The 12,532-nt window shown below is 71.8% G+C and carries 10 protein-coding genes; 7 read left to right on the top strand and 3 right to left on the bottom strand.

All coding sequences use genetic code 11. The features are described from left to right. The first annotated feature begins 3 nt into the window (after positions 1-3). The 3 genes from ACIBAF_RS33340 to ACIBAF_RS33330 are packed head-to-tail and all read left to right on the top strand — an operon-like array spanning position 4 to position 4,726. Positions 4-1,113, top strand: coding sequence for an alpha/beta fold hydrolase (locus tag ACIBAF_RS33340; protein WP_399467932.1), 1,110 nt, complete (start codon positions 4-6; stop codon positions 1,111-1,113). Further along, complete coding sequence (locus tag ACIBAF_RS33335; protein ID WP_399467931.1) at positions 1,110-2,942, top strand: non-ribosomal peptide synthetase; 1,833 nt, start codon at positions 1,110-1,112, stop codon at positions 2,940-2,942. The genes ACIBAF_RS33340 and ACIBAF_RS33335 overlap by 4 nt, the downstream gene beginning before the upstream one ends. Further along, complete coding sequence (locus ACIBAF_RS33330; RefSeq protein ID WP_399467930.1) at positions 2,939-4,726, top strand: methyltransferase domain-containing protein; 1,788 nt, start codon at positions 2,939-2,941, stop codon at positions 4,724-4,726. The genes ACIBAF_RS33335 and ACIBAF_RS33330 overlap by 4 nt, the downstream gene beginning before the upstream one ends. Here the strand turns inward: ACIBAF_RS33330 and ACIBAF_RS33325 are convergent. Both ACIBAF_RS33325 and ACIBAF_RS33320 read right to left on the bottom strand, forming a co-directional pair. Next, positions 4,695-6,593, bottom strand: coding sequence for a non-ribosomal peptide synthetase (locus tag ACIBAF_RS33325; RefSeq protein ID WP_399467948.1), 1,899 nt, complete (start codon positions 6,591-6,593; stop codon positions 4,695-4,697). The two genes, ACIBAF_RS33330 and ACIBAF_RS33325, sit on opposite strands and share 32 nt — an antisense overlap. Before the next feature lie 101 nt (positions 6,594-6,694). Then, positions 6,695-7,159 carry a DUF5990 family protein gene (locus tag ACIBAF_RS33320; protein ID WP_399467929.1) on the bottom strand — a complete coding sequence of 155 codons (465 nt, stop codon included), beginning with the start codon at positions 7,157-7,159 and terminating at the stop codon, positions 6,695-6,697. 86 nt (positions 7,160-7,245) lie between these two features. On the opposite strand from ACIBAF_RS33320, the gene ACIBAF_RS33315 reads away from it, so the two are divergent. Continuing rightward, on the top strand, positions 7,246-7,851 hold the full coding sequence (locus ACIBAF_RS33315; RefSeq protein ID WP_399467928.1) for a dihydrofolate reductase family protein: 606 nt from the start codon (positions 7,246-7,248) through the stop codon (positions 7,849-7,851). A gap of 237 nt (positions 7,852-8,088) precedes the next feature. Here the strand turns inward: ACIBAF_RS33315 and ACIBAF_RS33310 are convergent, their stop codons facing one another. Next, complete coding sequence (locus tag ACIBAF_RS33310) at positions 8,089-8,595, bottom strand: hypothetical protein (RefSeq protein ID WP_399467927.1); 507 nt, start codon at positions 8,593-8,595, stop codon at positions 8,089-8,091. A 228-nt stretch (positions 8,596-8,823) separates the two neighbouring features. Here ACIBAF_RS33310 and ACIBAF_RS33305 point away from each other — a divergent pair, with 228 nt between their 5' ends. The 3 genes from ACIBAF_RS33305 to ACIBAF_RS33295 all read left to right on the top strand — a co-directional run bounded on the left by ACIBAF_RS33305 (position 8,824) and on the right by ACIBAF_RS33295 (position 12,347). Further along, positions 8,824-9,438: a dihydrofolate reductase family protein gene (locus ACIBAF_RS33305; protein ID WP_399467926.1), complete on the top strand. Its 615-nt coding sequence runs from the start codon at positions 8,824-8,826 to the stop codon at positions 9,436-9,438. A gap of 162 nt (positions 9,439-9,600) precedes the next feature. Then, complete coding sequence (gene ppk2 / locus ACIBAF_RS33300; RefSeq protein ID WP_399467925.1) at positions 9,601-10,404, top strand: polyphosphate kinase 2; 804 nt, start codon at positions 9,601-9,603, stop codon at positions 10,402-10,404. A gap of 134 nt (positions 10,405-10,538) precedes the next feature. Beyond that, a complete protein-coding gene (locus tag ACIBAF_RS33295) occupies positions 10,539-12,347 on the top strand; it encodes a GMC oxidoreductase (protein ID WP_399467924.1) in 1,809 nt (602 codons plus the stop codon). Positions 12,348-12,532 lie beyond the last annotated feature (185 nt).

Here is a 12,532-nt window from a genome sequence, read left to right as displayed (position 1 = left end):
ACCATGACCCATCCCGGCAGCCCCCCGCGCGACGGCACGGAGCTGGAGCTCACCCACATCTTCGAGGACCTGCTCGGCGTGGAGGGCGTCGGCGTCGACGAGGACTTCTTCGCCCTGGGCGGCCACTCCCTGCTCGCCGTCCGGCTCGTCGCCCGCGTCAAGAAGGCGTTCGGGACGGCGATTCCGGTGTCCGTGCTCTTCGAGGACACCACCGACGACGGTCGACCGGCGTCCGTCAGCGTGGAGTTCCTGAGCCGGCTGGTCCGCGACGGCGTCCCCAGCGCGCCCGCGGACCCGGTCGCCCGGCCCCTCGCGTTGCGTCGCGGCGGTGACGGCTCGCCCCTGTTCTGCGTCCACCCGGCGGGCGGTGACGTGGTCGCCTTCCGCAGGCTCGCCGCCCTGCTGCCGCCCACGCGGCCGGTGTACGGACTCCAGGCGCCGCCCCTCGACCCGGACTCCCCCGAACCCGGCCTGGAGGCGATGGCGGCCTACCACCGCGATCGGCTGCGGGAACTGCGTCCGCACGGCCCGTACGCGCTGCTCGGCTGGTCGATGGGGGGTGTGCTCGCCTTCGAGATCGCGGCCGGGCTGCGCGAGGAGGGCGAGGAGGTGGAGTTCCTGGGCCTGCTCGACAGCTATCCCGGCGAGGAGTTCAGCGGCTCGCCGGACGCCGGGATCCTCGCCGCCTTCGCCTGGCAGCTGGGCAGTCTCTCGGGCACGCCCTTCGTCGTGCGGGGCGAGGAGCTCGCGACGCTCTCGTACGACGAGGGCCTGGCCCGGGTGCTCGACGAGGCGCGTGCGGCCCGGGCCGTGCCGCCGGACACGGAGATCTCCGCTCTGTTGGAGCAGCTGCGGCTGTTCCGCGCGCATGTCATGGCGCTGCGCCGCCACCGGCCGCGCCGGCCCGTCGACCGCCTGGTCCTGCTGTTCGCCTCGGAGGGCGATCCGGCGGCCCAGGAGCGGGCGGCCGCGTCCTGGCAGCGGCTGAGCGAGCGCACGGTCGAACGGCACGACGTGAAGGGAGACCACTACTCGATGCTCACCGAGCCCCATGTGCGCGAGCTGGCCGCGCTGTTGAGCACCCTGCTGCCCGCCGTGCCGGAGCCGTCATGACGGGCGCGGCGGCCGCTTCGCCGGCTTGCGCGACCGTCCTCGACCGGTTCGCCGAGCAGTGCCGCACCGCCCCCGGTCGTCCGGCCGTCGAGTACGCGGGGCGGCAGCTGACGTATGCGGAGCTCGGCGCGGCGGCGGACCGCGTCACCCGCCGGCTGACGGCTCACGGTGTCGCCGGGTCGGTCGTCGCGCTGTGCGTCGACCGGTCCTTCCACCTGCCCCTCGGAGTGCTGGGCATCCTGCGCGCGGGGGCCGCGTACCTGCCCCTGGATCCCGGCTATCCGCCGGCCCGGCTCGACTTCATGCTGCGGGACAGCGGCGCCGGAGTCCTGCTCACCCAGCGGTCGCTCGCCGGCCGGCTCAAGGTCCCGGAGGGCGCCCGGGTGCTGCTGCTCGACGAGGAGCCGGCCGACGAGACCGGCTCGCCGCCCGCCACCGCCCCTGGGACCGACGACCTCGCCTATGTGATGTACACGTCGGGCTCGACGGGGAGGCCGAAGGGGGTCGCCATGGGGCACGGCCCCCTCGTCAACCTGATCGACTGGCAGTGCGCCGCCTCCGACTGCGGCGCGGGAGCCCGCACCTTGCAGTTCTCGGCGTTCAGCTTCGACGCGTCCTTCCAGGAGATGTTCAGCACCTGGGCCGCGGGCGGCTGCCTGGTCCTGGTCGACGAGGATGTGCGGCGCGATCCGCACCGCCTGCTGGGTCATCTCGACGACCACGGTGTGGAGCGCCTCTTCATGCCGTTCGTCGCCCTGCAGGCGCTGGCCAACTCCGCCGTCGGCCAAGGGCGTTACCCCCGCGCGCTGCGGGAGGTGATCACGGCGGGCGAGCAGTTGTACGTCACTCCCGCGCTGCGCCGCTTCTTCGGCGCCCTGCCCGGGGCGCGGCTGGAGAACCAGTACGGCCCGTCCGAGACCCATATCGTGACCGCGCTGCGCCTGGGCCCCGACCCGGAGCAGTGGCCCGACCTGCCCGCCATCGGCCGGGCCGTCGACGGGGCCCGGATCGACGTCGTGGACGAGCGTGGCAGCGCGCTGCCCGTCGGGGAGCGCGGTGAGATCGCCATCGCGGGGCCCGTGCTCGCCCACGGCTATCTCGGCCGCCCCGGGCCGACCGGCGACCGCTTCGTACCCGACCCGCTCGGCCCGCCGGGGTCCCGGCGCTACCTCACCGGCGACCACGGCCGGATGGAGCCGGACGGGCTGGTCCACTTCCTCGGCCGCGGGGACGGCCAGGTCAAGATCCGCGGGCACCGGGTGGAGGTCGGCGAGGTGGAGGCCGCGGTGAAGGCGTTGCCGGGGCCGGCCGACGCCGTGGTCGTCGTCAACGAGGAGCCGGGCGTGGGGCGCAGACTGGTGGCCTACGTCCTCACCGGCGGATCCGGCGGATCCGGCGGTCCGCCGGGCGATGCGCGGGCCCGGCTGGCCGAGACGCTGCCCGAGTACATGGTGCCCGTGGCCGTGATCGCCGTGGACGCGTTCCCGACCACGCCCAGCGGCAAGACCGACCGTGCCGCGCTGGCCGCCCGCCCCGTACGGATCAGCGGCACGGGCGCCGGCGGTGTGCACGACGCGGTCGAACAGGCGCTGACCGGTCTGTGGGAGTCGGTGCTCGGGGCCGAGGACGTCGGCCCGGACGACAACTTCTTCCAACTCGGCGGCACCTCCCTCCTCGCGGCGGTCCTCACCACCCGGCTCGGCGAGGAACTCGGCGTGCAGGCCGACCTCGACACCTTCATCCAGCAGCCGACCCCGGCCGCCCTCGCCGCCTGGATCCGGCGGCAGCCCGCCCCACAGACCCGAGGATTGCGAGCGGCCCCACGGTGAAGACCTTGTGGACCTACCCCCATTCGGCCCCCGTCCGCGCGCTGCGCGTGGACGCGGACGGCGACCTCGTCGTCCTGGACGACCCCAGCGGCAGCCTCCTCCTCGACCTCACCGGCACACCGGTCGCCGACCCGCTCCGCCCCGCGGTCGCCGACCCGTCCCGGCCGGCCGGCAGGCGGGGGCCGTACGGCATCACCGCCGACGACGACCGGCTGATCCTCCGGCTGGACGGCACCGTGCTGGACGAGGCCGAGCTGGACGGCCGGGTCACCGCGGTCGCCACCGCCGCGGACTGCGCGGTCGTCGTGGCCGGTACGCAGGAGGGCACGGTGTACGGGCTGCGGCCGCTGCTCACCGAGGCCGGGGCCATGACGCTCCTCGACAAGGAACAGGACCTGGTGCGGTCCCCGGACGCGGCCACGGCGGGGCGCGCGGCCCACCTGTACCTGGACCTGGGCTCCGTCCGTTTCGCCGTACGACGCCTGCGGCACCTCGAACAGCGGGGCGTGCTGCCCCCCGACAGCGTCGACCCGGCCGTCGCCCGGATCGCGCTCCAGGACAGCCGGGCGCTCCGGGCTGACCCGCGGGCCGCGTTCGAGGCGGGACGGGCGTTGGCCGCGACGGGCGAGCACCGGGCGGCGATCGGCCTGCTGCAACTGGCCTGTGCCACCCCGCAGTTGCGCGCCCGTGCGCTGTACACGGCCGGTGAGTGCTTCCGCAGCCTGGGAGCCGGCTCAGCCGCGGCCATCGCCTATGAGCAGGCGGCGCTGAGCGGTCCGGGCGAGGACGAGAAACGGCTGCTCTACGACCTCGCCAGGGCCCTGCAGGAGCGGGACAGGCATGCCGAGGCGGTCGACCGCTTCGAGCTGCTGCTCGCCTGGGACGCCACGTACGAGGACGCCTGGCAGCGCCACGAGCACAGCCGGAACCGGCTCGGCTCGACCGCGCCGGCTTCCGGCCCGAAGCCCCGCTCCACGCCCGACTCCCCCGCCGCCGCCCTCGTCCGGGACCTTCAGGCGCGCGGACTCCTCGGCCGGACCGACTCCCGGATCGACGCCTACGACGCCACCTTCTACGTCCAGTTCGATCACACCGGGGTGCACGACAGCGCCAAGAAGCGGCTGGAAATGGTGCAGTTGCTCACTGCCGTCGGGGATGTGCGGGCCGTGGCCACCTCGCTCGACGTCGGCAGCGGCACGCTGCGCTACCCGCAGGTGCTGGACCGGTTCGGAGTGCGGTCGTACGGGATCGACCTCAGCGACGCGGGCATCCGCGCCTGTGTGGACGACCGGTGGGCGGGGCGGTTCGCCGTCGCCGACGGTACCGCGATGCCCTTCCGGGACGCCTCCTTCGACCTCGTCACCTGCATGATGGGCACGGTCAACCACCTGTCCGCGGCCCAGCGCGAGCGCTTTTTCGCCGAGTCGTTGCGTACGCTGCGCCCCGGCGGGCTGCTGGTGGTGAGCGCCTGGGATCCCGCGTGCCGCTTCCAGACGTTCCTGTCCTTCTACTCTCCCGGGGAGATGGCCCAGCTGCGGGGGCAGTTGACCGAGCGGACGGCGCTGCGCTCGGAGTGCACGGCGGCGGGCTTCGCCGAGGTGCGCACCACGCCGTTCTGCACCTTCCCGGACTGGCTGGTGACCGGGGCCGACGCCGCCGGGACCGACAGCGCCGACCGTCTGGCCTGGCTGGCGGAGCTGGACCGGGACCGCGCGGAGCACGATCCCGCGGCCCCGGGGCAGATGTTCCTGCTCAGCGCCCGTCGTCCACGGGCGTCAGGCTGAACATGTCCGCCAGGCTGTCCGCCGTGAGGAAGCGGACGCTGCGGACGGTGATCCCCTCGCGTCGGCAGGCGGCGGCGAGCTTCATCGCGGTGATCGAATCGCCGCCCAGGTCGAGGAAGTTGTCGCCCGGGCGGACGTCGCGCACCCCGAGGATCCGCTCGCACAGGGCGCACACCGTGCGCATCACATGGTCCGGCTCGTCGCCGCCCGACTCGTCGCCGCCCGGGGCGGCAGGTGTCCGTCCGGACTCCTGCGGGGCCTCCCTCTCCAGGAGGTCCTGCAGGAATGAGCGGTCGAGCTTGCCGTGGCGGGTGAGCGGCAGCGCGTCGAGGGCCGAGAAGTGCTGGGGGATCATGTACGGCGGCAGGGAGGCCGCGAGTGCGGCGCGCAGCCGTCCCGCGTCCGGCCCAGAGGAGGCGCCGGCGTCCGTGACGACGAAGGCGGCCAGGATGTTCCGCGGCTCGCGGGCCTTCACCACCGCCGCGGCGCGCACGCCTTCCGTCGCGCACAACCGCGCCTCGATCTCGGCGGTTTCGACTCGATGCCCGCGGATCTTCACCTGCCCGTCCGCACGGCCCACGACGACCGGACGGCCCTGCGGATCCAGCCGAACGAGATCCCCTGTGCGGTAGGCGCGTCCCCGGCCGTCGGGCAGTGTGACGAACGAGGCGGCCGTGGCCTGTGGGAGGTGGAGATAGCCGCGGGCGATGCCCGCCCCGCTGATGACCAACTCCCCCACCGCCTGCGCGGCCTGCTCCTGGTCCGCATGGTCCACGGTGAGGCGCGTGTGCGGGATGGGGTCGCCGATCGGCAGCGGGTCGTCGGGCGCGTAGTCCTCGACGCGGAATCCGGCCGAGGCGTCCAGACGGAGGAAGCAGCGGCCCACCACGGTCTCCGTCGGCCCGTAGTGGTTGTAGACGACGGAGTCCGGGAAGAGCCGGCGCAGTGCCGTGACATGGCGGGCGCGCAGGATCTCGCCGCCGACGACGAACTGTCGAGGGCCGGGCAGTCCCCGCTGGTCGCCGAGCCGGGCCACGAGCATCTCGACGTGGGACGGGGTCAGCCGTACCAGGTCGAGGGCGGGGCTCTGGACGGCGGTCGCGAGATCCTCGGGCTCGTGGTCCTGCGGAGCGAGGTGCAGTGTGCCGCCGGTGACGAGCGGCAGGAAGAGGCTGGTCAGGGAGAAGTCGAAACTGAGCGGGGTGTGCAGCAACGCGTCGACCGGCCGGCCGGCGGAGAACTCGGACACCGCCCAGCGGACGTAGTTCGACAGGCCGCGGTGTTCCACCGCCACGCCCTTGGGGTGACCGGTGGAGCCGGAGGTGTACAGCACGTAGGCCAGACGCGAGGGATCCGCCGCCGGCGGCTGCGGTGGCCGGGGCAGGGGTTGCCGGGGCTGGGGCTGCTGGGGCTGCGGCGGTAACGGAGTGCGCGTCGCTGCGGCCACCGCGGTCACGGTGAGGAGCCGGGCCCGCACGCCCTGGCCGGCCAGCCGGTGCCGGTGCTCGTCATCGGTGAGTGCTACGACCATGGACGTGTCGCGGACCATGAACTCCAGCCGCTCCGCGGGGAGATCGGTGCCCAACGGCACATACGCGCCTCCCGCCCGCAGAATCGCAAGCAGCCCGACGACCTGGTCCGGCGATCGGCCGGCCAGGAGCCCCACCGCCTGCTCGGGGCCGACGCCGCTCTCCAGCAACTCCTCCGACAGCCCGACGACTCTGGACTGCAACTCCCCATACGTCATACGGACGTCGCCCTGGACCAGAGCCGTTGAGTCTGGTTGTCGTTCCGCCTGCTCGGCAAACCATTCATATACGGACGCGCTTGACTTCTCGCTACGGTCGCATTCCTGACTTGCCGTCACAGCCACGGGCAACTCCGTTGGGAATTCCGGGATTGCTTTCCACCCGCAATGGTTCAAGCAACGACAGGAGGGACGCTAGAGGGCCTCTGGCGTGATAGGTGTCACATCGAGCTTGCGGTCCAGGTGATGTGCGGGGGCTCGACTCGTGCGCACAGGGGGCCGCCGTGCGAGTCGGTCAGACCGAGGCGTCCGACGAGCAGGCCGTCGCGTGCGGCGGCGGCGAGCACCTCGGCGGGCACGGCGTCGAGCATGAGCTTGGCGCGGCGGAACATCGTGAAGACACCCGCCTCGTCGACCGTGCCCCAGGACAGGTAGACGAACCGGCGGCCCAGCCGGTCCTGCACATACGGGCCCTTCACCTCGGTGCCGGTCGGCGAGGGGGCGGCGGTGCACTCCAGGGTCCACGTCGCGGACGCGGCGTCGCCAGGCTGCGGCTCCAGGAGCTCGGCCGGACGGTCGCGGCGCTGCACGGCGACATGGACGTTGGCGTAGGCGGGAGCGTCCCCGTCAGCGGGAGACCGGCAGACGAGTCCGGGCAGGTCGACGGCGTCGATACGGATGCGCATGCCTGCCATCATCCCCGCACCGCGGACGTTCCTCCGATGAGTTTCCGACGGTCGTGCGGTCTACCCGTCGACGAAAGGAGCGCACCATGCGCAAGATCATCGTTTGCACGTTCCTGACACTGGACGGCGTCATGCAGGCGCCGGGAGGTCCGGACGAGGACGCTGAGAGCGGCTTCGAGCACGGAGGCTGGCAGAAGCCGGTGGACGACGACGAGGTCGGCACGGCCATCGCCGGTTGGTACGAGCACTCCGACGCGATGCTGCTCGGCCGCAAGACGTATGAGATCTTCGCGTCGTACTGGCCGACCGCCGATCCCGACAACCCGTTCACCGATCGGATGAACAGCATGCACAAGTACGTGGCGTCTCGGACCCTGACGTCCGTCGAGTGGCAGAACTCCACGCTGCTGGAGGGCGACGTCGTCGATGCCGTACGCAAGCTGAAGGCGTCCGACGGCGGCGACGTCAACGTCGTCGGCAGCGGCGACCTCGCCCAGACCCTCATGCAGCACGGCCTCGTCGACGAGTACCGGCTGACCATCCATCCGGTGATCATCGGCACCGGCAAGCGGCTGTTCGCCGACGGAGCGATCCCCACCGCGCTGGAGCCGGTCAGCGTCCGGGCGACGAAGGGCGGCACCGTCGTCGGCGTCTACCGGCCGAACGGCAAGCCCAGCTACGACAGCTACTAGGCGGTGGATCTTCGTGGTCAGTCCGCCGCGGGACCGGCCGCCGGCATGGTCGTCCGGCTCGCCGGCCGGGGCCCCCTTTCACGGGCCCCGGCCGCGCCGGTGAGCCCGCGCGATCGTGGAATCCACCGAAACGGCCCAGCTCAGGTCCTCGTCCGCAGCCGATCGTAGACCCCTCGCCGGTTGCCATACGTCTCCGGCCAATGACCCCACCGGGTACCAGCCTGAAAACGAAACTCCCTAGACCGCCCGCAGGGCATCGCGCAGCCGCCGCAGGTCGTCCGCGGGGCGGCCCAGGCCGTTCAGTCGCTGCCGGGCCTCCTGCGTACGGGCGTCCGGATGCGTGCTGAAGGCCAGGTCCAGCGACTGGCGCAGCATCCACTGGTCGTAGGCCAGCAGCCGCCCCGCATACGCCTGCGCCGCCACCAGATCGGGTTGGGTGAGCGGCAGTGCCAGCAGCCGGGCCCGGAGACGGACGATGACCGAGCCCGCGTGCCCGCAGTCCTGAGCGGTCCGCCCGGAGACGGGGCCGGGCTCCCCGCACGCGGCCACCGCCGCGTCGGCGGGCTGCTGAGCGGCCACCGCCTCGTCCAGCACGGCGAGCAGTGCCCGCACCTGGGCCCGGCGCGGCAGCCCGCGGGAGGCGGGGTCGTGGTGCAGGCGGGCGAGGAGGTGGGCGGCACGGCGGCGCAGGGCGGCGCCGGTCCGTGCCAGGGGCCGGGCAGCGGAGCTGCTGGATGCGGGCATGGGTCCTCCTGGTCGGCGTGGCCGCACCAGGGCCGTCACCGGCACACCCGGGCGCCGGGGTGCTCCTCCAGTGTGCGCGCCCTCGCTCTTCCTCGGAGGCCGGCTCCCGAGCTGCCCCAGGCGCTTGTCGTCGACGCCGGCGGCGGCCTGTCGAAAACGGCGGTTCTCGATCGACGTAAAGGCACAGGCAGCACATCCCAGACCTGTGACCTTGAGGAGCACCCCACCATGACCGTGACCGCGGATCTGGCGATCTCCCTCGACGGCTGCATCGCCGGCGCCGACGTCACCCTGGAGAACCCGGGAGGCGACGGCGCCGAGCCGCTCTTCGAGTGGATCCACAACCTGGCGAGCTGGCGGGAGCGCCAGGGCTTGACCGGCGGGCAGGAGAACCGCGACTCCGAGCTGATGCGCGAGTGGTTCGATGCCACCGGAGCGGTGGTCATGGGGCGGATGATGTACGACACCGGCGAGGAGTTCTGGGGCGACAACCCGCCTTTCCGGACCCCGGTCTTCGTGCTCACCCACCGCCCCCGCCCGACCCTGGTCAAGGCGGGCGGCACCACGTTCACCTTCGTCGCCGACGGCGTCCACAGCGCCCTCGACCAGGCGAAAGCCGTCGCCGGGGACAGGAACGTCGACATCGCGGGCGGGGCGAGGACCGTGCGGCAGTACCTCAAGGAGGGACTCATCGACGAGTTGCAGCTGCACGTGGTGCCCGCGCTCCTCGGCGAGGGCCTGCGGCTCTTCGAGGGGCTCGGCGCCGGGCGGCGGAGCCTCAAGCCCGTCAGGGTGGTCGACACTCCGCTCGCCACTCACCTGAAGTACCGCTTCGTGAAGTGACCCGGGCAGGCAGGCGCACACCGTCGGCACTGAAAGACCGGCCGAGCGCCGCACAGGGTGCGCGGTTCGTCGTCGGTCAGTACGGTGGCGTCCAGGTGTTCGACCGCGGGCACGGGTGACTGCGGAGGTCATCGGCGTAGGTCATCGGGCGGTGGAGGCGGCATGGCCGGCAAGAAGGCGGCGACACTGCCGCGCAAGGTGTATGAGACGGAACTGCTGCGCCTGCAGACGGAGTTGGTGAAGCTGCAGGAGTGGGTCCGGGCTGAGGGCGCCCGGCTGGTGGTGATCTTCGAGGGGCGGGACGCGGCGGGCAAGGGCGGCACGATCAAACGGGTCGCCGAGCACCTCAACCCGCGGGTGGCCAGGATCGCGGCGCTCCCGAAGCCGACCGAGCGCGAGCGCACCCAGTGGTACTTCCAGCGGTACGTCGAGCAGCTGCCGGCGGCCGGGGAGATCGTGCTGTTCGACCGGTCCTGGTACAACCGGGCCGGGGTCGAGCATGTGATGGGCTTCTGCACGAAGGAGGAGTACCAGCTCTTCCTGCGACAGTGCCCGATCTTCGAGCGGATGCTGGTCGAGGACGGGCTCCTGCTGCGCAAGTACTGGTTCTCGGTGAGCGACGTCGAGCAGCAGGAGCGCTTCCGGCGCCGCCTCGACGACCCGCTGCGGCGCTGGAAGCTGTCCCCGATGGACCTGGAGTCGATCACCCACTGGGAGGCGTACTCCCGGGCGAAGGACGAGATGCTGGTGCACACCGACATTCGTGAGGCGCCCTGGTACGTGGTCGAGAGCGACGACAAGCGCCGGGCACGGCTGAACATGATCGCCCATCTTCTGGACTCCCTGCCGTATCGCGACGTCCCTCCCGCCGTCCTGGAGCTGCCGCAACGGCCGCGCTCGACCGGCTACCAGCGCCCGCCACGCGATCTGCAGACCTACGTCCCCGATCACGCGGCGAACCTCTGAGCAGAAGATCGGCCTTCTGCTGATGAGTCGTCAACAAGCCTTGAAAGGAATGCGATTCATTTCTTGACCGGTCGCAGACAGGTCGTGAAGGTGGCAAGTCCAGCCGGCCCGCCCCCTCATGCCCGGGAGTCCTCATGGTCACGGCCAAGCCGCAGCCGGATCCGTCCGCCGAACCATCGAGCACGGCCGGCGCGCAGGCCTCCCCCGCCCCCTCTCAGGGGCCGACGGGACAGCGCTTCCACTACGACGTGATCGTCATCGGCTCGGGTTTCGGCGGAAGCGTCAGCGCGCTGCGCCTGACGGAGAAGGGCTACCGGGTCGGTGTGTTCGAGGCGGGGCGCCGGTTCGCCGACCATGAGCTGGCGAAGAACTCCTGGCATGTGCGCGACTACCTCTTCAACCCGCTCGCGGGCTTCACCGGCATCCTGCGGATGAGCCTGCTCAAGGATCTGCTGGTGCTGAGCGGCGCGGGTGTGGGCGGTGGGTCGCTCGTCTACGCCAACACCCTCTACACGCCTCCCGACAGTTTCTACGCCGACCACAACTGGGCGCACATCACCGACTGGAAGAGCGAGCTCGCACCGTACTACGACCAGGCCTCACGAATGCTGGGCGTCACCCGCAACCCGGCGACCACCGCGGCCGACCGGGTCGTTCGGGCCGTGGCCGAGGATCTCGGGGTGGCGGACACCTACACGCCCACACCCGTGGGTGTGTTCTTCGGCAAGCCCGGCAGCACCCCCGGCGCCGACGTTCCCGACCCGTACTTCGGCGGCGCGGGCCCCGCCCGCCGCAGTTGCCTCCACTGCGGCGAATGCATGACGGGCTGCCGCCACAACGCGAAGAACACCCTCGTCAAGAACTACCTGTACCTCGCCGAGCGGGCCGGGGCCGTCGTCCGTCCCCTCACCACGGTGACCGCCGTCCGTCCGCGTCCCGGTGGCGGCTACGACGTCGAGTGTGTGCGCACCGGGGCCGTGCTGCGCCGCAAGGAGGTGTTCACGGCGGAGCAGGTCGTCTTCTCCGCCGCGGCCCTCGGCACCCAGCGGCTCCTGCACTCGCTGCGCGACCGGGGGATCCTCCCCCATGTGTCACCGCGGCTGGGCCTGCTGGCTCGCACCAACTCCGAGGCGGTGCTCGCCGCTCGCACTCCCAGCAGGGACGCCGACTTCACCAAGGGCGTCGCGATCACTTCCTCCATCCACCCCGACCCGGTCACGCACATCGAGGCGGCGCGCTACGGGAGGAACAGCAACCTGCTCTCCCTCATGCTCGGCTTGCTCGTCGACGGCGACGGGGACCGGCCCCGCTGGAGGGCGGCGCTGCGGGAGATGGTGCGAAGGCGCGGCGATCTGCGGACCGTCCACGACCCGCGCCGCTGGTCCGAACAGTCGATCTTCCTGCTCGTCATGCAGACCCTCGACAACTCCGTGACCACGTACACCCGTCGGGGGCTGTTCGGCCGGCGCAGGATGATCACCCGCCAGGGCGAGGGGGAACCGAGCCCCTCATGGATACCGGTGGGACACGACGTCGCCCGCCGGACCGCCGAGAAGATCGACGGAGTCCCCCTCGGCGGCATCGGCGACTTCTTCGACATCCCGTTCACCGGCCACTTCATCGGCGGCTGCGCCATCGGCGACAGCGCGGACTCCGGCGTCGTCGACCCCTTCCACCGGCTCTACGGCCACCCGGGGCTGCACGTCGTCGACGGCTCCACGATCAGCGCCAACCTCGGTGTGAACCCGTCGCTGACGATCACCGCGCTGGCGGAGCGCGCCATGGCGTTCTGGCCCAACAAGGGCGAGCAGGACACCCGCCCCGCGCCGGGCACCCCGTACACGCGTCTGCCCCCGGTCCCGCCACGCCGTCCGGCCGTACCCGAGGCGGCGCCGGGAGCGCTACGCCTTCCCCTGACCGTCGTACAGAAGCCTCATTTCTAGGGGGAAAAGGCTTCCTCCGTAAGTGCGCCTGTGGAGATCACATGCCGACGTTTCGCACTCTCCGAAGCAAATTGCCTGATCGACTTCCCTGTCAATATGCAGAACACATGGGGGCGAATGTGGAGTAAATCTGTCTGATCCGACCTCTTGCTGCTAGCGTCGAAACCGCTTTCCGGAACCCGATA

It is taken from the genome of Streptomyces sp. NPDC051677, assembly GCF_044453465.1.
Taxonomy (GTDB): domain Bacteria; phylum Actinomycetota; class Actinomycetes; order Streptomycetales; family Streptomycetaceae; genus Streptomyces.
This window is presented reverse-complemented; position numbering and strand designations above follow the sequence as displayed.